At 65.0% G+C, this 21,938-nt stretch carries 21 protein-coding genes; 13 read left to right on the top strand and 8 right to left on the bottom strand.

Annotated features, from left to right (window positions below; genetic code table 11):
• Positions 1–149: 149 nt before the first annotated feature.
• Together MTR72_RS32510 and MTR72_RS32505 are read left to right on the top strand one after the other, a co-directional pair.
• Complete coding sequence (locus MTR72_RS32510; RefSeq protein ID WP_280969932.1) at positions 150–341, top strand: hypothetical protein; 192 nt, start codon at positions 150–152, stop codon at positions 339–341.
• Between the two features lie 298 nt (positions 342–639).
• Positions 640–4,407, top strand: coding sequence for a tetratricopeptide repeat protein (locus tag MTR72_RS32505; RefSeq protein WP_341511837.1), 3,768 nt, complete (start codon positions 640–642; stop codon positions 4,405–4,407).
• Between the two features lie 542 nt (positions 4,408–4,949).
• On the opposite strand, the gene fliP is transcribed toward MTR72_RS32505, so the two are convergent.
• Both fliP and MTR72_RS32495 read right to left on the bottom strand, forming a co-directional pair.
• Complete coding sequence (gene fliP / locus MTR72_RS32500) at positions 4,950–5,705, bottom strand: flagellar type III secretion system pore protein FliP (RefSeq protein WP_341511836.1); 756 nt, start codon at positions 5,703–5,705, stop codon at positions 4,950–4,952.
• Positions 5,702–6,667 carry a flagellar biosynthetic protein FliO gene (locus tag MTR72_RS32495; RefSeq protein WP_341511835.1) on the bottom strand — a complete coding sequence of 322 codons (966 nt, stop codon included), beginning with the start codon at positions 6,665–6,667 and terminating at the stop codon, positions 5,702–5,704. Before MTR72_RS32495 ends, fliP begins: the two co-directional genes overlap by 4 nt.
• Before the next feature lie 354 nt (positions 6,668–7,021).
• On the opposite strand from MTR72_RS32495, the gene flgB reads away from it, so the two are divergent.
• The 10 genes from flgB to MTR72_RS32445 all read left to right on the top strand — a co-directional run bounded on the left by flgB (position 7,022) and on the right by MTR72_RS32445 (position 16,328).
• Complete coding sequence (gene flgB / locus MTR72_RS32490; protein WP_341511834.1) at positions 7,022–7,426, top strand: flagellar basal body rod protein FlgB; 405 nt, start codon at positions 7,022–7,024, stop codon at positions 7,424–7,426.
• Positions 7,427–7,549: 123 nt separating this feature from the next.
• The gene (gene flgC, locus MTR72_RS32485) at positions 7,550–7,975 is read left to right on the top strand and encodes a flagellar basal body rod protein FlgC (RefSeq protein WP_280969938.1); all 426 of its coding nucleotides are present in this window, start codon (positions 7,550–7,552) and stop codon (positions 7,973–7,975) included.
• A 16-nt stretch (positions 7,976–7,991) separates the two neighbouring features.
• Positions 7,992–8,300, top strand: a complete 309-nt coding sequence (gene fliE / locus MTR72_RS32480; RefSeq protein WP_008142413.1) for a flagellar hook-basal body complex protein FliE — start codon at positions 7,992–7,994, stop codon at positions 8,298–8,300.
• 113 nt (positions 8,301–8,413) lie between these two features.
• Positions 8,414–8,677, top strand: a complete 264-nt coding sequence (fliQ, locus tag MTR72_RS32475) for a flagellar biosynthesis protein FliQ (RefSeq protein WP_011088555.1) — start codon at positions 8,414–8,416, stop codon at positions 8,675–8,677.
• A 17-nt stretch (positions 8,678–8,694) separates the two neighbouring features.
• On the top strand, positions 8,695–9,465 hold the full coding sequence (gene fliR, locus MTR72_RS32470; protein ID WP_280969940.1) for a flagellar biosynthetic protein FliR: 771 nt from the start codon (positions 8,695–8,697) through the stop codon (positions 9,463–9,465).
• Between the two features lie 13 nt (positions 9,466–9,478).
• Entirely contained in the window at positions 9,479–10,558 is a 1,080-nt protein-coding gene (gene flhB / locus MTR72_RS32465) for a flagellar biosynthesis protein FlhB (protein ID WP_280969941.1), read from the top strand.
• Positions 10,559–10,712: 154 nt separating this feature from the next.
• A complete protein-coding gene (cckA, locus tag MTR72_RS32460; RefSeq protein ID WP_341511833.1) occupies positions 10,713–13,289 on the top strand; it encodes a cell cycle histidine kinase CckA in 2,577 nt (858 codons plus the stop codon).
• 304 nt (positions 13,290–13,593) lie between these two features.
• Positions 13,594–14,580 (top strand): Tim44 domain-containing protein, encoded by a 987-nt coding sequence (locus MTR72_RS32455; protein ID WP_341511832.1) that lies wholly within the window; start codon positions 13,594–13,596, stop codon positions 14,578–14,580.
• 140 nt (positions 14,581–14,720) lie between these two features.
• Positions 14,721–15,410 carry a lectin gene (locus MTR72_RS32450; RefSeq protein ID WP_341511831.1) on the top strand — a complete coding sequence of 230 codons (690 nt, stop codon included), beginning with the start codon at positions 14,721–14,723 and terminating at the stop codon, positions 15,408–15,410.
• 210 nt (positions 15,411–15,620) lie between these two features.
• On the top strand, positions 15,621–16,328 hold the full coding sequence (locus MTR72_RS32445) for a glutathione S-transferase (protein ID WP_341511830.1): 708 nt from the start codon (positions 15,621–15,623) through the stop codon (positions 16,326–16,328).
• 1 nt (position 16,329) lies between these two features.
• Here the strand turns inward: MTR72_RS32445 and MTR72_RS32440 are convergent, their stop codons facing one another.
• From MTR72_RS32440 to MTR72_RS32430, 3 genes are all read right to left on the bottom strand, one after another.
• Positions 16,330–17,004: a methyltransferase family protein gene (locus MTR72_RS32440; RefSeq protein ID WP_341511829.1), complete on the bottom strand. Its 675-nt coding sequence runs from the start codon at positions 17,002–17,004 to the stop codon at positions 16,330–16,332.
• A 117-nt stretch (positions 17,005–17,121) separates the two neighbouring features.
• Positions 17,122–17,292 (bottom strand): hypothetical protein, encoded by a 171-nt coding sequence (locus MTR72_RS32435; RefSeq protein WP_341511828.1) that lies wholly within the window; start codon positions 17,290–17,292, stop codon positions 17,122–17,124.
• Between the two features lie 295 nt (positions 17,293–17,587).
• Positions 17,588–18,067 carry a hypothetical protein gene (locus MTR72_RS32430; protein WP_280969948.1) on the bottom strand — a complete coding sequence of 160 codons (480 nt, stop codon included), beginning with the start codon at positions 18,065–18,067 and terminating at the stop codon, positions 17,588–17,590.
• A gap of 246 nt (positions 18,068–18,313) precedes the next feature.
• Between MTR72_RS32430 and MTR72_RS32425 the strand changes: the two genes are divergently transcribed.
• Positions 18,314–19,969, top strand: a complete 1,656-nt coding sequence (locus MTR72_RS32425; protein WP_341511827.1) for a fumarate hydratase — start codon at positions 18,314–18,316, stop codon at positions 19,967–19,969.
• A gap of 159 nt (positions 19,970–20,128) precedes the next feature.
• Here MTR72_RS32425 and MTR72_RS32420 read toward each other — a convergent pair whose 3' ends face one another.
• The 3 genes from MTR72_RS32420 to MTR72_RS32410 all read right to left on the bottom strand — a co-directional run bounded on the left by MTR72_RS32420 (position 20,129) and on the right by MTR72_RS32410 (position 21,744).
• Positions 20,129–20,425 (bottom strand): hypothetical protein, encoded by a 297-nt coding sequence (locus MTR72_RS32420; protein ID WP_280969950.1) that lies wholly within the window; start codon positions 20,423–20,425, stop codon positions 20,129–20,131.
• A 176-nt stretch (positions 20,426–20,601) separates the two neighbouring features.
• A complete protein-coding gene (locus MTR72_RS32415; protein WP_280969951.1) occupies positions 20,602–21,156 on the bottom strand; it encodes an inner membrane-spanning protein YciB in 555 nt (184 codons plus the stop codon).
• Positions 21,157–21,168: 12 nt separating this feature from the next.
• Positions 21,169–21,744 (bottom strand): hypothetical protein, encoded by a 576-nt coding sequence (locus tag MTR72_RS32410; RefSeq protein WP_341511826.1) that lies wholly within the window; start codon positions 21,742–21,744, stop codon positions 21,169–21,171.
• Between the last annotated feature and the right edge of the window lie 194 nt (positions 21,745–21,938).

The following is a 21,938-nucleotide window of genomic DNA, read 5'->3' as shown; positions in this document are numbered from 1 at the left end:
AGCCGCTCGCGCTGCGGCTGCAGTGGATGCGAACCTCATCTTGTAAGGATGCGATGAGTTGACGCGTGCAAGTGTGAACTGAAATACACTTGCCTTGGACGGATTGTCCTAGCTTGGGATGTCCGCAATCAGCGTCGCGGGAGGGAGCAATGAATCCGTGCTCGTCCGCAGCGGAACGCGCGATCGAGGCCGTCAACCGTCTGCTTATCATTGCAATGACGTACGCCTGGACAGCCACGTTGAACCATCAGCACATAGTGCTGCCCTCGGACGAAGCCGACGGCAAGGTTTCTGCGCAGGAAAATTCCGCCGCGGCGGAATTCGTCCGCAGGCAGAATTAGTGGATGTTTCGCAGTTTTGCCGCAGTTTGCAATGCCCCCGCGATGCCGTGACGGCCGGGCGGTCGCAATGCAGCGCCTGCGGCGGGACGACGGCAGAGTGTTAATAGACCTTTAAGCGCCTGTTCCGCGAATTCGGCGCGCGAACGCTAGAGTTCGCAAGCCAACCGCCGCGAATTCTTGCGCCAAGCCAGTTCGTCAAGACAGCATTAACAAGTCCTTAATTGGCAAAACCTACATTCGAAGGCACGGCCGGCACCAGTGCCGGCAAGGACCGTCGAACCCGGAAGAAATGCTGCCAATGGCGCAGAAGGCTGCCGCCGGATTTGTGTCGCGAGCCCGCGCGCTGGCACGAGCTCTGCTGCGTCATGCCCTTTTGGCTCCTGCGCTTGCGGCTTGCTTTCTGATTGGCCTGAATCCGGCCGCCCGCGCCGTCGATTCGATCCGGGGCGAGGCGACCTTTTCGGCCGCGGGCGGCTTTGCCCGTCTGGTGATCAAGCTCGGCGAAGATATTCCCTCCGAGGTGTCGACCGCCGGCTCGATCCTCATCATCCGCTTCGACCGGCCGGTTGACGTCCCCGTCGACCGCGTCCCTGAAGGCGCACCGGACTACGTCAACTCCGCCCGCCGTGACCCCGATGGCGGAGCGATCCGGCTGTCGCTGGCGCGGCGCGTCACCGTCAACACCATGAATGCCGGCGAGCGCACCTTCATCGACCTCCTGCCGGAGGGCTGGAAAGGACCGCCGCCGCCTCTGCCGATGGACGTGGTCAAGGAACTGGCCGAGCGCGCGCGGGTCGCCGAGCGCGCGTTGCGGGCCCAGCGCGCTGCGGCCGAGACCAAGAAGCGTCCGCCGATCCGCGTGCGCGCATCGGTGCAGCCGACCTTCGTGCGCTTCGTGTTCGAGATGCCTGACGGTATCGGCGTCTCCTCCGTGCTCAACGAGCAGAAGCTCACGCTCGCCTTCAACGCCAACCTCAATTTCGACCTGGCCGATGCGGTCGTCGCCGCGCCGCCGAACGTCGCTTCGATCAAGCAGAAAGCCGACATCGACCAGACCACCGTCGACATCGCGCTGATCGGCGATGCCGACGTGCACTCGTTCCGCGACGAGAAGAACTACGTCGTTGACGTCGCCTTCCAGCCGGACAAGGGCAGGGCTGCCGCGACGGCCGAGGCGGTGATCGCGCAGGCAAAGCCGGCCGGCGCGCATGGGCCGCATCCGGCCGCCGACAAGCCTGCGGCCGAGAAGCCGAAGGAGACCCATCGCGAGATCACGCCGCCGACGTCGGAGGCGATCGCCCGCGACGCCAAGATCGAGATCAGGCCTGAGGGCAAGCCGGAAGCCGTCGCCGACGCGGCGCCCGCCGAAGCGCGGAAGCCCACGATGGAGGCGGCGGTCACGGAGGCGCCGCGCGCCGCGGAAGCGCCCAAGCCTCCTGCGTCTCCAACCGCCTTAGCTGCACCGGTCCTTCCGCCCAGGCCCGCGGAGCCCGCCGCCGCCGACTTGCCCAGGGAAGCGGAGAAAGAGGCTGCGAAGGAACCGAACAAGGAAGTGCCGAAGGCACCGGCCAAAGAAGCTGATAAAACCGCTCCCACAGAGGCGCCGGCGCCGCAGCCCGGTGCGGCGGCCAGCGTCGACGTACGCCGCGACAGTGACGGTCTGCGCGTGACGTTCCCGCTTCAGGTGGCAACGCCCGCAGCGGCGTTCCGCCGCGGCGACACCGTGTGGCTGGTGTTCGACTCATCGAAGCCGATCGACGTCGAGGCGATCCGCGCCAAGGGCGGCGCGATGATCGGCGAGGTCGGCCGCCTCCCGCTCGCCAAGGGACAGGCGGTCCGCATCCGTCTCACCCGTCCGCTAGTCTACTCGCTGACCAGCGAGGAGGTCGGCAAGGAGACGAACTGGCTGCTGACGCTCGCCGACAAGATTCAAGCAACGCCGCTGCCCCTGATGATCTCGCGCAACATCACCGATCCGGCGCTTGCCAACATCGCGATCCCCTTCGCCGCGCCAGGCTTGCTGCACAAGCTTACCGATCCCGATGCCGGTGACACGCTCTACGTCGTCACCGCGCAGCGGCCGGTCCGCGGCTTCATCAAGCGTCAGGATCTCGTCGATCTCTCGCTGCTGGAATCCGCGCACGGCATCGCCATCCGGCCGAATTCCGATGAGGTTGGCGTCGAGGTCGGGTCCGACAAGGTCATTTTGGGCAAGAAGGGCGGCCTGACGTTGTCGCCCGTCGACGTCTCGGTCGAGCGGGCGCCGACGGCGGTGCGGCCGATCTTCAGTCCGGAAGGCTGGCGCAGGGGCCAGTCCGAAAGCTTCATTGCGCGTCAGAGCGACTTGATCACGGCGGTCTCGGCCGTCGAACCGGCGCAGCGCTCGCTGCCGCGGCTCGAGCTCGCGCAGTTCTACATGTCGCGCGGCATGTATCATGAGGCCAAGGCCATCACCGACGTCATGCTGAGCGATCCCCTGAACAAGGAGGAGAGCGGCGCGCTGATCATGCACGCGATCGCGAGCATCCTGATCGGCCGTCCGGCGCAGGGCCTGAAGGATCTCGCCAATCCCGTGATCGGCAACAGCCACGATTCGCAACTCTGGAAGGCGCTCGCCTTCGCGCGCCAGGGCAAGTGGGCGGATGCTCGCGAGAAGTTCAAGAATGTCGAGTTCGCGATCGCCTCGCTGCCGCTCGACATCCAGCGCATCGTGACGATGGATGCCATGCGCGCCGCGCTCGAGGTGAAGGACTATGCCGGCGCCTCCAAGCGCCGCAGCGAGATCGAGGTGGTCGGCGTTCCGCCCGATGCGGCGCCCGGCTTCGCCGTGCTGCGCGGCCGGCTCGCCGAGGCGCTCGGCCACGACAAGGATGCGCTCGACGACTACAAATTTGCGGTCGCCTCGAATGACCGGCAGGCGGCGGCCGAGGCCAAGCAGCTCGAGATCGCGCTCAGGCAGAAGCGCGACGAGATCACCAAGGAAGACGCGCTGCGCGAGCTCGAGGTCCTGTCCATGACCTGGCGGGGTGACGCCATCGAGGTGAAGACGCTCCAGATGCTGGCGCAGATGTATGCCGAGATGGGGCGCTACCGCGATGCGCTCGCTGCGGCGCGGACCGCAACCAAGCTGCAGCCGAACGCCGAGGCCTCTCGGCAGGCGCAGGACCTCGCATCCGAACTGTTCACGCAGGTATTCTTGGGGCCCAAGGGCGACGATTTACCGCCGATCGAGGCGCTTGGGATGTTCTACGAGTTCCGCGAGCTGACGCCGATCGGCCGGCGCGGCGATGAGCTGATCCGCCGCCTCGCGGACCGCCTTGCCTCGATCGATCTGCTCGATCAGGCCGCTGAACTCCTGCAATACCAGGTCGATCACCGCCTCGAAGGGGCGGCGCGCGCGCAGGTCGCCGCGCGCCTCGCCATGGTCTATCTCGCCAACCGCAAGCCGGACATGGCGATCTCGGCGCTGCGCGCCAGCCGTATCAGCGATCTCTCCGGCGAGCTGCGTCAGCAGCGCCTGCTGCTGGAAGCGCGCGCGCAGAGCGATGTCGGCCGCCATGATCTCGCGCTCGACATCGTCTCCAATGTCACCGGGCGCGAGGTGATCCGGCTGCGCTCGGACATCTTCTGGGCCGCGCGGCGCTGGCGCGAATCTGCCGAGCAGATCGAGCTCTACTACGGTGAGCGCTTTCGCGACTTCAAGCCGCTCAACGCGGTCGAGAAGAGCGACGTGATCCGCGCCGCGGTGGGCTATGCGCTCGCCGACGACTCGATTGGCCTTGCGCGCTTCCGCGAGAAATATGCGCCGTTGATGAGCGAGAGCGCCGATCGGGTCGCCTTCGACATCGCGAGCAAGCCCGCCGCGGCGTCCAGCGCCGAATTCGCCGAGATCGCCAAGCTCGCCGCCAGCGTCGACACGCTCGACGGCTTCCTGCGCGAGATGAAGCAGCGTTTCCCCGATGCCACCGCGCGCGCGCCGGCCGCGCCGCAGGCCAAAGACGAGACCGAGCACACCGGCTCGCTGCCGACGATCCCGGTTGTGCGGCAGATCAAGATGGCGCGGTAGGGTCCCTGCCACCTTCGGCCTCTCGACAGTCAGGCGCTCGATCATCCGCGAAAGCAATCGAGGTCCTTCCGTGGGCGACACTCTGGATGCTTCGTCGCAAGAGCTCCTCGCAATGACGTGGGGAGGGCTGGCGTCCCACGACGGTGCTTCGACGCGCGGCAGGAATTGCGCGAGGTACCGCCACATCCTCCGTCATTGCGAGCGAAGCGAAGCAATCCAGCATGCTTCCGCGGAAGCAGTCTGGATTGCTTCGTCGCAAGGGCTCCTCGCAATGACGGTGGAGAGGGCTGGCGTCCCGTGATGGCGCTTCGACGCGCCGCGGGAATTGCGCGAAGCACCGTCACATCCTCGTCATTGCGAGCGAAGCGAAGCAATCCAGAATGTTTTCCGCGGAGGCACTCTGGATTGCTTTGTCGCAAGGGCTCCTCGCAACGACGGGGAGGAGGGAGCCGAAGTTCGATACTTGGCGCGACGCGCGGCGGGATCTTGCGGTGGTTCGCTGCGCTCGCAGGACGGGCGGGATGGGCGCGCCTCTGTTCCCGTCACCCTCCGTAGCTCTGCACCAGGCTTCCGGCCACCAGTGACCAGCCGTCGACCAGCACGAAGAAGATCAGCTTGAACGGCAGCGAGATCGTCGCCGGCGGCAGCATCATCATGCCCATCGACATCAGCACGGAGGCGACGACGAGGTCGATGATCAGGAAGGGGAGGAACAGGAGGAAGCCGATCTCGAAGGCGCGTTTCAGTTCGGAGATCATGAAGGCGGGGACGAGAATGCGCAGCGCGAGCTCGTCGGGCGTGGCCGGCGGCGGCTCGCCGGAGAGGTCGAGGAAGAGTTTCAAATCCTTCTCGCGCACGTTCTTCTGCATGAAGCCGCGCAACGGGACGGAGGCGCGCTGGAGCGCGTCCTCGACGCCGATCTGGTTTGCGACGAGAGGGCGGATGCCCTCGTCGTAGGATTTTTGCAAGACGGGCCCCATCACGAAGAAGGTGAGGAACATCGCGAGCGCGATGATCACCGAGTTGGGCGGCGCGGTCGCCGTGCCCATCGCGGTGCGCAGCAATGACAGCACGACCACGATGCGCGTGAACGAGGTCATCATGATCAGGATCGACGGTGCGATCGAGAGCACCGTGAGCAGCGCGATGAGCTGGATCGCGCGCTCGGTGACGCCGCCGCCACCCTGACCGCCGAGATTGATGCTGATGTCCTGCGCATGCGCAAGGGACGCGAGCGACGCCGCGGCGATCAGGACAGAAAGGAAAAGAACTCTACGCGGGAGGGCCGGCAGGCTCACGAAGGGGGCTTCGGACGGCCGAGCAGCGAGGCCATCTCGTCTTCGAGATTTTCAAAGCTGGTCTTTTCGACAGTCGGCTTGGCGGGCGCGGCCGGGGCCGGTGGCGCCGGCGGCTCGCTGCGCGCCGCGCGCGGAGGAGGCGCTGCCGGCGGCTCGGGAGCCACCGGAGGCGCGACGGTCTCGCCGGCAGGGCGGCGCAGGGCGGCTTCGAGCCGCTGAGCCATCTCGGCGAGATTCTGCTCGGCGCTCGACGGCACCGGAGCCGGCGGCGGCACAGGCGGAGCCTGCGGGACTGGCGGCGGGGGTGCGGCCGCGCGTTCGGCGCGCACCGGCGGCACCTTCGCCGGCTCGCTCTGGCGTGGCGGGCGCGGCATCATCGGCTCGCTGCGCGCAACGCGCGGCGGAACCGGTTCGGGACGCGGCTCGCGCTCCGGGCGCGGCGCGATTGGCTCGGGCGTAAAGCCGGCGAGTGGATCGTTACGACGCTCGGCCAGCGCGGGCGCGGGCCGGCGCACCTCGTCCGCGAAGGAGGGACGTACGGGCCGCGGCGGCGGCTCCGGCATGTGCGGTTCGGGGAGATCGAGCAACTCGGGCCGCGGCACTTCGTCGGCCCAGCCGCTGGTGTCGGGCATCGGGGCAAGCCGGGGCGGTTCGGCGACGTTGGCGCGCTGCGGAAGCTGGTCGCGGCTTGGGGCGGCGCGCACGATGTTCGGCTCCACGACGATGTCGGTGGGACCGCCGATCATCAGGAGATGCTCGACGTTGTCGCGCCGGACCAGCACCAGGCGGCGGCGACCATCGACCGCGGCCGCATCGATCACGGCAAGCCGGGGCATCCTGCCGCGCTGGGTGTTGGCGCCGAGCCGGCTGGTGGCGAATCGCCGAACCAGCCACGCAGCGACGCCGATCAACGCCAGAACGACGATGAACGCGACGATGAAGGTTATCGGGCTACCTTGCATACTTGTCCCCGGCAAATGGCGCTTTTCACGTGCCAGCCACGGTCAGAATCCACCGACCAGCGGCGTGCGAGCCCCAAAAACTGCGATCTCTTAACATCCCACGGCAAGCTTTGCCGTCCCCAACTCTTAATAACCCATGAATCGCCCGATCCAAAACGACTTCTTGGGCTCGGCGCAGGCCGCCAAGAGGTTGGGTTAATGCGGCTTTTGGGAGGCGTAGAATTACGGGGCGCAACGCATGTTCCATTCCGGGGGATACGTCCGCTCGGCCGCTTTAACCACCCGTTAACCATACAGGCGGCAAATTCTGCCTAGCTTCGGACACAGATCCGAATGGCGGAAGGAGCCGCAACGATGTCCATCAACGACCTCCCGGTGCTTTCGGCGCTTCGTACCAAGATGCAATGGCACCAGGAACGCCAGCGTGTCCTGTCCGAGAACGTCTCCAATTCCGACACGCCCAATTTCAGGCCGCGCGACCTGATCGAACCGAAATTCGACAAGACCGGGGCCGTCGCCGGGTCGATGGGGCCCCTGGCGCTCACCCGCACCAGTGCCTCCCACATGACGCCCTCCGGCGCGGTATCAGGCTTCGACCAGAACAGGAATGCGGGCTTCGAGACCCGCCCCGCGGGCAACGCCGTCAATCTCGAGGAAGAGATGATGAAGGCGGCGAGCAACCAGATGGACTACGCGGCGGCGACCTCGCTCTATTCCAAGAGCCTGCACCTGCTCAAGACCGCGATCGGCAAAGGTTAGGGCATGATCCGGACCCGAAGGGCCGCGTTAGCGCAAAGTGTGCAGCGGTTTTCCCTCGCGACAAACGCGGAACGCGTTTGCGCGGAGATCATGCTCAAACAAGGAGCCTGACGGAGGCTGACCATGGCGAACGACAGCAGTGACTTTGCCCGCTCGATGGCGATCGCGACCTCCGGCTTGCGCGCGCAGGCCGGGCGCATGCGCGTGATCTCGGAAAACATTGCCAACGCGGATTCGACCTCGCACACCGCCGGCGGAGACCCGTACCGGCGCAAGGTGCCGACCTTCTCCTCCGCTCTGGACCGCACGCTCGACGCGCAGGTCGTGACGCTCGGCAAGATCCGGCCGGACCAGTCCAGCTTCCGCGTCAAGTACGAGCCGAACAATCCGGCGGCCGATGCCAGCGGCAACGTCAAATATCCCAACGTGAACTCGGTGGTCGAAATGACCGACATGCGCGACGCGCAGCGGTCCTACGAGGCCAATCTCAACATCATCAGTGCGACGCGCCGGATGATCCAGCGCACGCTCGACATCCTCAAGACCTGAACGGGACATCTGAGCCATGGCCTCACCGACGATCGCCGCCAATGCCTATGCGAATCTTGCCCGCGTGTTGGAAAACAGCGGCGCCGGCAAGGGCAGTGAAGCGAGCGGACAATCCTTTGCTTCGCTTCTGAAGGACGCTGTCGGCAGCGTCATGGAATCGGGCCGCAAGTCCGACGCGCAGACGGTGGCGATGGCCGCCGGCAAGGCCAACGTGATGGACGTCGTCACCGCGGTCGCCGACACCGACGTGGCGGTCTCCACGCTGGTTTCGGTCCGCGACCGCGTGATCGCGGCGTATGAAGATATCATGAAGATGCCGATTTGATTAGGGGATGGCGAGTAGCGAATAGCGAATAGCGAGTAGGTGCTTTCTATTCGCTATTCGCCATTCGCTACTCGCCACTTCGAGACGCCAAACAAGAAGACCAGGAAGTAGCAATGACCGGACCTGAGACCCTCGACGTCGCGCGCGACGCCATCTGGACGATCGTAATCGTGTCGTCGCCGCTGATGGTGGTCGGCCTCGTGGTCGGTGTGATCGTGTCGCTGTTCCAGGCGCTGACCCAGATTCAGGAGCAGACGCTGATCTATGTACCGAAGATCCTGGCGATCTTCGCCACGATGCTGTTGGCGCTGCCGTTCATGGCCGACTCGCTCCACGCCCACATGCTGCGGATATCGTCGCGAATCATCGGCGGCTGAGGCAAGGTGCGTGAACTATGCGCATCGACGTCTCGCTGCTGCCGGCGCTCGCCGCGGCCTTCATGCTTGCCTTCGCCCGGATCGGCGCGATGGTGATGCTGCTGCCGGGCCTTGGCGAGACCAATATCCCGACGCGGGTGAAGCTGTCGATCGCACTGTTGCTCACGCTGATCATCCTACCCTTGCATCGTAACGCCTATCACGTCGACATGGGCTCGATCGCGCCGCTCCTGGTCATGATGCTGCACGAGATCGTGATCGGCATCGTGCTCGGCGCGACCGCGCGCGTGACGCTCGCGGCCTTGCAGGTCGCAGGCTCCGTGATCGCACAGCAGATGGGGCTCGGCTTCGTCACCTCGGTCGATCCGACCCAGGGGCAGCAGGGCGTCCTGGTCGGCAATTTCCTGACCATGCTCGGCGTGACGCTGCTGTTCGCCACCGACAGCCATCACCTGGTGATCGCGGCGCTGAACGACAGCTACGCGATCTTCTCGCCGGGCGAGACGGTGTCGAGCGGCGACGTCGCTTCGCTGGCGACGCGCGCCTTCGCCGCCGCGTTCCGCCTCGGCTTGCAGCTCTCCGGACCGTTCCTGGTATTCGGCCTCGTCTTCAATATCGGGCTCGGCGTGCTGGCGCGGCTGATGCCGCAGATGCAGGTCTATTTCGTCGGCATGCCGCTGTCGATTTTCGCGGGCTTCCTGGTGCTCGGCGTGGTGATCGCGGCGATGATGGGCACGTTCCTCGACTATTTCATCGGTGTCATGCACCAGATGATGCCGCTCAAGTGAGAGGGATCGATCTATGGCGGAAGACAACGATCCCGAGAGTCAGACAGAAGACCCGACGCAAAAGCGTCTGGACGACGCGCTCGAGCGTGGCGACGTCGCCAAAAGTCAGGAAATCAACACCTGGTTCGTGATCGCGGGCGGCACGCTCGTGGTCTCGACCTTCTCAGGCTCGATCGGCGGCGGCCTGGTCACGCCGATGCGCAACCTGCTCGCCAATTCCTGGATGATCAAGACCGACGGCAGGAGCCTGCTCGCGTTGATGCAGCAGCTCGAATTCGTGGTGCTCGCGGCGATCGGCGTGCCCCTGCTGATGCTGGCGCTGGCGGCGATTGCCGGCAACATGCTTCAGCATCGCCTGGTCTGGTCCGCCGAATCCCTGAAACCCAAGTTCAGCAAGCTTTCCCCCGCCGCCGGCTTCAAGCGCATCTTCGGCAAGCAGGCGGCGGCGAACTTCTTGAAGGGCATCGGCAAGCTGATCGCGCTCGGCGCGGTCATGACCATGGTCCTGTGGCCGGAGCGGCACCGCATGGAGGCGATGGTCAAGCTCGATCCGTCCGCCATGCTCGGCGCCACCACCAGCATGACCATCCACCTTCTGGGCGCGGTGGTCGCCGCCCTCGCGATCGTCGCGATCGCGGACTACTTCTTCCAGTATCGAAGCTGGTTCCAGCGGCAGAAGATGTCGCTCCAGGAGATCAAGGAGGAGTTCAAGCAGTCCGAGGGTGACCCGCACATCAAGGGCAAGATCAGGCAGCTCCGTCAGCAGCGCGCCAAGAAGCGCATGATGGCGGCGGTTCCCAAGGCCTCCGTGATCATCACCAATCCGACCCACTATTCGGTGGCGCTGTCCTATGAGCGCGGCATGCAAGCGCCGGTCTGTGTCGCCAAGGGCGTCGACAATCTCGCCTTCAAGATCCGGGAGATCGCCCGCGAGCACGACATCCCGATCGTCGAGAACGTGCCGCTGGCGCGCTCGCTCTACGCCACCGTCGAGGTCGACCAGGAAATCCCGGTCGAGCACTACCATGCGGTTGCCGAAGTCATCGGCTACGTCATGCGGCTGAAGCGCGGATTTGGCGCCGGACGGGGATAAAATCCCCGCAAGGCACCGGAAATGGCCGTAATCTGGGAATCAGCGTACCTTTCGCCGTTGGCGCCCTTGCGCCCGCGGGTCCGATTCAGGCAGGGAGGACCCCGCGTGCCCCGTGGCGCGTTCGTAATCTGCCGACAGGCTGCACCCGCTTGAGATGACCGCCGAGACCGACCACGACCTCACACGCGAGCCTGTTGCGGCACAGGAGCCGGCGCCGCGTTCGGGCAGCATCGCGCTCGTGCTGCTGGTGGCCGCGGCGCTCGTCGCGGTTGCCGTCGGCCTGATGACGCTCGGGCGCGTGCAGGCGCAGCCCTATATCCTCGGCATCCTCGCGGTCCTGGCGATGGTCGGCCTGTTCAACCTGTTCGCCTTCGCGGCCGGCATCATCCGCTTCGCCGACCGCAGTCTCGATGATCCCATTATCGGCCGCATCTCCGATCACGCTTTCGACGGGCTCGCGGTCACCGATGCACGCGGCCACGTGGTCTATTCCAACGCCGCTTATCTGACGCTGACCGGCGCCACCGGCCCGCAGGACGTGCGGCCGGTCGAGCGCGTCTTCATCGGCAATCCCGATGTCTCGGAAGCGGTATTCCGTCTGCTGAAAGCGGCGCGTGAAGGAAAACGGCAGCAGGAGGAAGTGCGTATCTCCGGCCACGACGGCAGTCAGGGCCGCTGGCTGCGCATGCGCGTGCGTCCGCTCGGCGCCGGAAAACGCGAGGCCAAATACGCGGTGTGGTCGATTGCCGACATCACCCGCGACCGCGAGCGCCAGGAGGACGTGTTTCAGGAGCTCCAGCACGCCATCGAATATCTCGACCATGCGCCTTGCGGCTTCTTCTCGGTCAACCCTGCAGGCGAACTGGCTTACGTCAATGCGACGCTTGCGAACTGGCTCGATTACGATCTCGCCGAGATCGGCTCCGGCGGATTGAAGCTCACCGACATCGTCTCCGGCGACGGCGCCTCGCTGCTCACCTCGATCGTGGCGGTGCCAGGCGAGGTGAAGACCGAAGTCTTCGACATCGATCTGCGCATGCGCACCGGCCGGACCATGCCGGTCCGGCTCTACCACAAGCTCGCTTTCGGCGCCGACGGGACGCCCGGGCCCTCGCGCACGCTCGTCATCAGCCGCGCCCGCGACGAGCGCAGCGATCCTGACCGCGCTGCCGAAGTGCGCTTCATGCGCTTCTTCGACCATACGCCGATGGCGATCGCCACCGTCGACCGCGGCGGTAATGTCGTCCGCGCCAACGCGCGCTACGCCAAGCTCGCGCAGGGCCTCGGGCTCGACAGCGCCTCTAAGTCGATCTTCCGTGCCATCAATTCGCGCGACCGGCATCTGCTGACCGCGGCGATCAACCAGGCCGCCGAAGGCCAAGCCGACATCGCGCCGGTCGAGGTGGCGCTGGAAGGGTCGAAGGAGCGCTGGGGGCAGTTCTTCGTGACGCCGGTCGATGCGGCCGAGAACGACACTGAAGCTGCGATCGTGCACATGCTCGAGACCACCGAGCGGCGCGCGCTGGAAAACCAGATCAACCAGTCGCAGAAGATGGAGACGGTCGGCCAGCTCGCCGGCGGCATCGCCCACGACTTCAATAACGTGCTCTCCGCCATCATGATGGCGAACGACTTCCTGCTGAACGCGCACAAGCCGACCGATCCGTCGTTCCAGGACATCATGCAGATCAAGCAGAACGCCACGCGCGCTGCGACGCTGGTGCGGCAGTTGCTGGCGTTCTCGCGGCGCCAGACGCTGCGCCCGCAGGTGCTCGACCTCGGCGATGCGCTGTCCGATCTCACCATGCTGCTGCGCCGGCTGATCGGCGAGAAGGTCAAGCTCGACCTGATCCACGGCCGCGACCTCTGGCCGGTCAAGGTCGACGTTTCCCAGTTCGAGCAGGTCATCGTCAATCTCGCCGTGAACGCGCGCGACGCGATGCCCGACGGCGGCAAGCTGATCATCCGCACCGCCAACGTCAGCGCCGAGGACGCGGGCAAGCTCGCCTACAAGGGCATGCCGGCGGCGGAGTATGTGCGGATCGAGGTCGCCGACACCGGCACCGGCATCCCTGCCGACATCCGCGACAAGATCTTCGAGCCGTTCTTCTCCACCAAGGAAGTGGGCAAGGGCACGGGCCTCGGCCTCTCCACCGTCTACGGCATCGTCAAGCAGACCGGCGGCTTCATCTATGTCGATTCCGAGCCGGGGCAGGGCACCTCGTTCCACATCTTCCTGCCGCGCCACCATGCCGAGCCGGAGGCGCAGGTCGAGCAGCCGGCGGCGGCGACTGCAACCAATGGCGCCGCGAAGGAGACTGCGCCCGCGGAGGCGAAGCCGCGCACCGATCTCACCGGGCAGGGCACCATCCTGCTGGTCGAGGATGAAGAGGGCCTGCGCGCGCTGAATGCGCGCGGCCTGCGCTCACGCGGCTACACCGTGGTCGAGGCCGAGAACGGCGTCGAGGCGATGGAGGTGCTGGAGGAGCAGGGCGGTGCCATCGACCTCGTCGTCTCCGACGTGGTGATGCCGGAGATGGACGGCCCGACCTTGCTCAAGGCGATGAGAGAAAAGAATCCCGCCATCAAGTTCATCTTCGTCTCCGGCTACGCCGAGGACGCCTTCGAAAAGAGCCTGCCCGAGGGCCAGCAGTTCGACTTCCTGCCAAAGCCATTCACGCTGAGCCAGCTTGTGGCGGCGGTGAAGGAGACGATGACGAAGTCGGGGTAGGGCATTGGTGAGGATCGTGGCGATGCCGCCAAATCCGCGGTGTCGTCCTGGATCGGCGCTCGCTCCGCTCGCTTGTCCAGGACGACGTCGGGACGCGGCTCGTAATGACGGTGGGACGCGAACCAAACGTTCATCCTGAGCAGCAAAGGCGCCGGTAACCTGCGACCACGGTTCCGCTCCGCGCCCTCCAAACCTCCTCCAAATACGAGTTTTTGCCACATCCCCGCGACTGAGGGCCGCAGCCGGGGGTTCCGAAACCGGCTTCACTTTTGTACAAGGCTGCCCATCTTAAGAGCACCTCCCCATGGCGGGGATTTGGGAAACACACATGAATTTCTCGCAACGTAGCCGCAGTTTCGTGAAGACGATTGCCGTCGTGCTGGCGCTGGCGCTGCCGACCGCGCTCGCGATCTCGTCCGCCGACGCCCGCGTCGGCGGCGGCTTCTCGTCGGGCTCGCGCGGCTCGCGCACTTACTCGGCGCCGCCGTCGACCACGACCGCACCGGGTTCGACGTCCCAGTTCAACCGGACCTACACCCAGCCCGGCGCAGGCATGAACTCGCCGACAACCGCGCCGGCGCGCGGCGGCTTGTTCGGCCGCGGCGGCGGCTTCCTGGGCGGCCTCGCGGCCGGCTTCCTCGGCGCTGGCCTCTTGGGCATGCTGTTCGGTGGCGGCCTGTTCGGTGGCCTCGGCGGTCTGTCGTCGATCCTCGGCCTGATCCTCCAGATCCTGCTGGTGGTGTTTGTGGTGCGGCTGGCGATGTCGTGGTGGCAGCGTCGCAACGCGCCGCCGCAGCACGCTTATGCCGGCGCTAATGTCGGTCCCGGCCCGCAGCCGAGCTATCGCAGCGGCCTCGGCGGCTTCGGCTTCGGCGCCAACAATGCGCCGCTCGAAATCCAGCCGGCCGACTATGAGGCGTTCGAGCGCCTGCTCGGCGAGACCCAGACGGCCTGGTCGAACGAGGATGTGGCCAAGCTGCACACGCTCGCAACCCCGGAGATGGTCTCCTATTTCGAGAAGGACCTCGCGGAGAACCGCGCGCGCAACGTCGTCAACAAGGCGACTAACGTCAAGCTGCTGCAGGGCGACCTCGCCGAAGCCTGGCGCGAGGGCGAGACCGACTACGCGACGGTCGCGATGCGCTTTGCGCTGACCGACAAGACGGTCGACCGCAACACCGGCGCGCTCGTCGCCGGCAGCGAGCAGCCGAGCGAGGCCACCGAAGTCTGGACCTTCGCTCGGCGCACGGGCGGCGGTTGGGAATTGTCGGCGATCCAGCAGACCAACTGATCGCGGGCGGATCGAACAACAAGGGGCGTCGTGCTTCGGTACGGCGCCCTTTTTGTTTGAGGCGACTTGCCCCACGGAATAACAGGGCGTGCCTCGGGTTGAAGTCAGGCAGCCAACAATAAACACAACCGGAGGAAGAGATGACCCGTTTGGAGAAATCCGCGAAATCCCTATGCCTTGCTCCCGCCGTGGCCGCATTCGCCTTGCTCGCGGCGCCATCTGCGCGGGCACAGTCAGTGGACATGACCTTCTTCGTGACCTCGAGCGGTCCCGGTAAGGGCGCCGACCTCGGCGGCCTCGAAGGTGCCGATGCACAGTGCCAAAAGCTCGCGCAGGCCGGCGGCGCCGGCGCCAAGACCTGGCACGCCTATCTCTCGACGCAAGCCGCCGACGGCAAGCCGGCCATCAATGCGCGCGACCGCATCGGCAAGGGACCGTGGCAGAACGCCAAGGGCACGGTCATCGCCAAAGACGTTGCCGATCTGCACGGCGCCGCCAACAACCTCACCAAGCAAACGGCGCTGAGCGAGAAGGGCGAGGTCATCAACGGGCGCGGCGATACGCCGAACCGGCATGACATCCTCACGGGATCGCAGCCGGACGGCACGGCGTTTGCCGCCGGCGATGACAAGACCTGCAAGAACTGGACGTCGAGCACGCAAGGTGCAGCGGTGGTCGGCCATGCCGATCGACAGGGCCTGCGCGACGACGAACCATCGAAATCGTGGAACAGTTCGCACCTTTCGCGCGGCCCCGACGGTGGTTGCTCTCAGGCCGACTTGAGGAGCACGGGCGGAGACGGATTGCTGTATTGCTTTGCGTCGAACTGAGGCGCCGAGTTCGTGTCCATCGTTATTGCGAGCCACAGGGGCCGTGTGTAGCGCGGCCCGATGGCAGGCTCTGCGAAGCAATCCGGAATCCTACCGCGGAAAGACTCTGGATGACGAGGTTGTGGCGAATGGGTTCCGCTCTTGCTCTGACGGAATCGGGAGCCGAATGCTACATTGGTCCGGATGCACTCACGCTCACGGACGCCATCCATGAAATACGAGCTCTACTACTGGCCTGAGATCCAGGGCCGCGGCGAATATGTGCGGCTGGCGCTGGAGGAGGCGGGCGCTGCTTATGCCGATGTAGCGCGTGGCCCGCGCGGCAGCAGCGCCATGATGAAGATGATGAACGGCCAGGGCGGCACACCGCCCTTCGCGCCGCCGTTCCTCAAGGCCGGCAAGCTCGTCATCGGCCAGACCGCCAACATCCTGCTCTATCTCGGCGCCCGCCACGGGCTGGCGCCGAAGACGGAAGGTGGCAGGCTTTGGGTGCATCAGCTTCAGCTCACGATTGCCGATTTGGTGCTGGAGATCCACGACACCCATCATCCGCTCGGGCCATCGCTTTATTACGAGGACGCGCGGCCCGCTGCGAAGAAGCGCACCGCTGAGTTCTGGGACGAGCGCGTGCCGAAATATCTCGGCTATTTCGAGGAGCTTCTCGACGCCAATGGCGGCGTCTACGTCACGGGGAGGAAACTGACCTATGTCGATCTCTCGCTGTTCCAGCTCGTCGACGGCTTGCGCTACGCATTTCCAAAGCGGATGAATATCTTCGAGAATGAGATTCCCGGCCTCGTCGCCTTGCGCGATCGCGTTGCGGCGCGGCCGAACGTCAAGGCCTATCTCGACAGCGACCGCCGCATTGCCTTCAACGAGCAGGGCATCTTCCGCCATTACAAGGAGCTGGATGCGTGAATTACCAGATGCCGGGCACGAGGCGGTAGCGCACCCGCGCCGCATAATCGGCATAGCCGGGCAGGCCCTCTCTCAGCGTGCGCTCCTCGATCCGGATGCGGATTGCGAGCAGGGCGAGCAAGACGGGCGCGGTCGCAAGGCCCCACCACGAGCCCAGCAGCAACGGCATGCCGCCGAAGAACAGGATCATGCCGCTGTACATGGGATGGCGGACATGGGCGTAAGGCCCAGTCGAGATCACCCGCTGCGCGCGCTCGGATTGCAGCTTTACGACGGGTGCCGCGAACGAGTTTTCGCGGAACACCCACAGCGTGAACAGCGTCGAGCCGAGGAACAGCAGGAAGCCGAATGCCTGCAAGGCGAGGGGCATATCGGAGGCGAGATAGCGCCGGTCGAGCCCCATCGCGACCAGCCAGATCAGCATCACCAGAATAAACACGGCCATGAAGGCCTTGTCGGCGGGCGGCTGGTCTTTCTGGATGACCGGGCGGAGACGCTCGGCGAGCAGCGCCGGATCGAGCCGGTAAAGCCACCAGCCGCAGAGCGGACCGAGGATCGTGGAGGCGATCAGCAACACCCAGGCCCCTGGCCAATTCATCGTGCCGGCGGACGCGAACAGAAGCGCGCCCATTCCGACGACGAAGATCGTATTCTGCAGCAGCAGCCGTGCGATCATGCGCGATTCCCGGACGAATCTCGCATCACATTGTACCCGCTATCCGGCAAAGATGCGGATTAATGCGCGACAAGTCCGATCAAGCGGATCGAGCAGCCTTATCTCGGCGAGGCATGATCAGGCGAGCTGATCGATCCTGGTGCCCTGACCCGGCGGCAGCGGGGCCGGCGGCGGCTGATAGGTCGGGTCGTTGTCCTTGGTTTTGGCCTGATCGTCCTGCTGCTTGGTCGTATCGTAGTTCGGCACCACGATCGCGATCGGCGGCGGCGCAACGCTGGAAACGCTCATCCACAAATCCTCACAGATTGAAACAGGAGACTGACCTGCGAGGGACGAAGCTTCCGTCAAGGGAATCGCTAAAATGCGAGGGAATTGGTGGGCCTTCGCGCGCGCCATCGCGCTATTTCGGCGAGGCGACGGACCTCTCCTCGTCATTGCGAGCGCAGCGAAGCAATCCAGAATCTTTCCGCGGAGGGACTCTGGATTGCTTCGCTGCGCTCGCAATGACGGAGTATGTGGCGCGCGGCGCCATGACACGTACGGACCGTGGCCGCGGCCAACAGCCGCGAGAAGTGCCTTGCGCCTACTCGTCCTTCGGCCGCGTGATTGCGATCGCAGCCTCGGTCTTCGTGCGCGAGCATTCCATGTTGAGGCGCTTGTAGCGCATCGCCACCTTGTCGCCGCGGAAGAGACCCATGCGCTTGAGGCAGCGCGTGGTCCCCTTGGTGGTGTCGTCCTTCGGCAGCGTGAAGATGATCGCGGCTGCGGAGCCGACCAGATCATAAAATTGCGGCGTCGGCTTGCGGTCGCCCTTGGCGTAGAGCTCGTTGGAATAATTCTGCCCCTGCGCGCGGCAGCCGAGCGACAGCTCCTTCGCCGCTGGATGGGTGAGATAGATGATGTTGGCCGCCTTGAAGTTGACCTTCAGTTTGTCGACGCCGCTGGCAAGCTGCTTTGCGATATCGTCACACTGGTCCGCGCGCGCCGGCGAGGCGAGAGCCACAAGGCTGGTGATTGCGGCGGCGACCAGGATCGCGCCGCGAACGTCGAATTTCAAAGTCATGATGAAAAGCCCCTTCGGGTTCGTATTCAATCGTCGGCGCGCGCAGAGTGCAAGGGGTGCAGCCAGACCGTGTTGGACAGGGGGCACGAGCCCGGCACGAGGCTGCACCGTGACCAAAAGTGCCACCAAGGTGCCCGAATCGGCATGCTTCGGCCGCGCCAGAGCGCCTTTCCTTTACGGCAAAAATGCTTAGAACGCTTCTATGACAGAAGCCCGCGCGAGGGCTCCAGAACCCGAGACCGACCCATGAACGCTCCCACCGCCTTTCCCGACCAGTCCAAGCCCGTCCCGCCCTACAAGCACACACCGCTGTTCCCGCTCGGGAAGGACGAGACGCCCTACAAGAAGGTCACGGGCGAGGGCGTCCGGGTCGAGAAGGTCCTCGGCAAGGACATGCTGGTGGTGTCGCGCGAGGCGCTGCGGGCGCTCTCGGAGGCCGCCTTCGGCGAAATCAACCACTATCTGCGTCCGGGTCACCTGAAGCAGCTTCGTTCGATCCTGGAGGACTCGGAGGCGAGCCCGAACGACAAGTTCGTCGCGCTCGACTTCCTGAAGAACGCCAACATCGCTGCCGGCGGCGTGCTGCCGATGTGCCAGGACACCGGCACGGCAATCATCATGGGCAAGAAGGGCTGCAACGTCATCACCGACGGCGACGACGAGGCGGCGCTGTCGGAGGGCGCGCGCGATGCCTACTTGCGCCGTAACCTGCGCTACTCGCAGGTCGCTCCGCTGTCGATGTATGAAGAGAAGAACACCGCCAACAACATGCCGGCGCAGTGCGAGATCTACGCCGAGGGTGACGACGCCTACAAGTTCATGTTCATGGCGAAGGGCGGCGGAAGCGCCAACAAGAGCTTCCTGTTCCAGGCGACGCCTTCGGTGCTGACCAAGGACCGGCTGCTCGCCTTCCTCAAGGAGAAGATCCTCACCCTCGGCACCGCCGCGTGCCCGCCCTATCACCTCGCCATCGTGATCGGCGGCACCTCCGCCGAGCTTTGCATGAAGACGGTGAAGCTCGCCTCCGCGCGCTATCTCGATGCGCTGCCGACCCACGGCTCGGCGGACGGCAACGCCTTCCGCGACGTCGAGATGGAAAAGGAAATCCACAAGATGACGCAAAGCTTGGGAGTGGGTGCGCAGTTCGGCGGCAAATATTTCTGTCACGACGTGCGCGTGATCCGTATGCCGCGCCACGGGGCTTCGCTGCCGATCGGGCTCGGCGTGTCCTGCTCGGCTGACCGCCAGGTGCTCGGCAAGATCACCAGGGACGGCGTCTATCTCGAGGAGCTCGAGCACAACCCGGCGCAATATCTGCCGCAGGTCGAGCAGTCGCTCGGCGGTGAAGTCGTCAAGATCGATCTCAACCAACCGATGAAGGACATTCTGGCGACCTTCTCGAAATATCCGATCAAGACGCGGGTCTCGATGACTGGCACCATGGTCGTCGCGCGTGACTCCGCACACGCCAAGCTGCGCGAGCGGCTCGAGAAGGGCGAGCCGCTTCCGGATTATTTCAAGAACCACCCGGTCTACTACGCCGGCCCCGCCAAGACGCCCGAGGGCTACGCCTCCGGCGCGTTCGGCCCGACCACGGCGGGCCGCATGGATTCCTTCGTCGACCAGTTCCAGGCCGCCGGCGGCTCGATGGTGATGGTGGCCAAGGGCAATCGCGCGCCTGCCGTGCGCGAGGCCTGCAAGAAGTATGGCGGCTTCTATCTTGGCTCGATCGGCGGCGCGGCGGCGAACCTCGCCGAGCACTGCATCAAGAAGGTCGAGGTGCTCGAATATCCCGAGCTCGGCATGGAAGCGATCTGGCGCATCGAGGTCGTCGACTTCCCGGCCTTCATCATCATCGACGACAAGGGCAACGACTTCTTCAAGGAGTTGAACTTGGGCTGAGGCCTTATCGTCATTCCGGGGCGCATAGCGCGAGCCGGAATTCATCGGGCCTCAGTGCAAGTGGTAGAATGGATTCCGGGCCTGCGTGCTTCGCACGCATCCCGGAATGACAACAGTCCCGGACGAGTCCGGTGATGACGCCTGGATGCGTGGAGAGGCTTACGCTCTGGCGCCCGTGAAGGGGAAGCTGCCCATCGGTCCGATGCCCATTTCGCCGTTGATGCTGTCGCCGGAGACCGTGCCGGTGAATTCGAGGGTGAGCGGCATCGGGTTGGTGATCGAGACCTTCCAGGAGACGTTGTCGCCGCTGACGGTGCCGTCGAAGATTTCGGCGATATTGCCGTCCGCACCCTGCGTGCCCGTGAGCGTGTCGCCCGCCGCCTTCAGGCTCAGCGTTGCCTGGCGCTCGCCCATCGGCGTCGTCATGGTCAGATTCCAGTTACCGTCTACGGCCATTCCCGTCTCCCAAGATAGTCCGGCGAACCGCGACAATCCGCGGCCGGTCCAGCGCCGAGCCTATAACCCAACTTGCACCGCGCGCCTAACGCCGTGTGCATGATCCGGAAAGTGTGTAGCGGTTTTCCGAGCAGATCATGCGCAAATGACAACCTAAAGCGCGATCATATCGCGCTTTAGGCGCGAGCAGCGGCACGCAAGCGGCTTGTGACGATGAGCCGCAGAACCACGTACTGCACGGCGAAGGCCAGGATCTTGGTGCCGCCCGCAACCACCGAGATATAGAACGCCCACAGCTTCAGGTCGCCGGTCGAGGCCACGGCGATCATGCCCACGCCGATCACGAACATCAGCGCCGCCCAGGCATAGCCGGCCGCCGTCACATATTCCGGAACGGTCTCCGCGACGATCGGCGGCACGTAGCGCAGCATCCAGCCGCGCTTGAGCATGATGAGCCCGATCGCGAAATGCGCGATCGAGGGCTTTGCCAGCATGAAGCGGGGATCGTTGGTGAACAGCGTGACGGCACCGAGCACGATAACCAGCGCGAGGCTCGCATAGGTCATGAAATTGAGCTGACGTCCCTTGATGCGAGCATAGATGACCTGCGCGATCGCGCCCGCAATCGCCACCGACGTCGCCAGGATGACGTTGTCGGTGATGAGGTAGATGACCAGGAAGACGATGGCCGAGAGGAAGTCGGAGGCGAGGCGGGCGAACACGTCCTTCATCGTCGATCCTTTTCATCGGGAATTCGGTAGCGCGCCGGCCGGCACACCGTACTTGATCCTGCAATACTCAGGATACCACTTTGTGAAATAGATCGCGCTGTTGCGGGCGGCGAAGGCGACCGCCAGGCCCGACCAGATCGGCAGGCCGGGGACATAGAGCAGCACGATATTCGAGGCCATCATCAGCAGGGCGGCCGCGGTCCATGCGCCGGTGATGATGTAGTTGGCGCGCAGGAAGCCGGGCATCGCCGCAGTCTCGGCCGGGACGGATTCCAGCGCATATTGCAGAGTGAACGGCCGCCGCGCCAGCATCGAGCCGAGCGAGATGGCAAAGATGCCGATGTCGACCGACAGCTTGACGGCGAGGGTGCTGAGGGCCGGATTGAGCAGCACGAGGTAAAGGCCGGTCCCCGCGAACACCACGGCCGAGCCCGCCGCCAGAATCTTCACCGAGCGGCCGCGGGCGACGTCGATTGCAATGGTGCCGAGGCAGATCGCCGTCGCCGCAAACATGCTGACGGTGGCGGAGGTCAGCAGCATGAGGAGGGCATAGACGCCGTAGGGGGCTAGGATCAGGAAAATCGCCATGGGCCGCCTCGATCAGACTGATCTTGACAATGTCAAGATGAGTAATTCAGGGGCAGGAAACCGTCAAGCCGAATCTTTACACTGTCAAAATTCTGTGAGCGAGCCACGTTTTGACCTCCACCGTCATTCCGGGGCATCGCGACTTGTCCGCCGAAGCTCGAAGAGCGAGGGCGGAAGCGATGAGCCCGGAATCC

Origin of the sequence: Bradyrhizobium sp. ISRA442 (assembly GCF_038085055.1) — a bacterium.
Lineage (GTDB): Bacteria > Pseudomonadota > Alphaproteobacteria > Rhizobiales > Xanthobacteraceae > Bradyrhizobium.
Note: the sequence above shows the minus strand (reverse complement) of the source record. Positions and strands in the feature narration are given on the sequence as shown.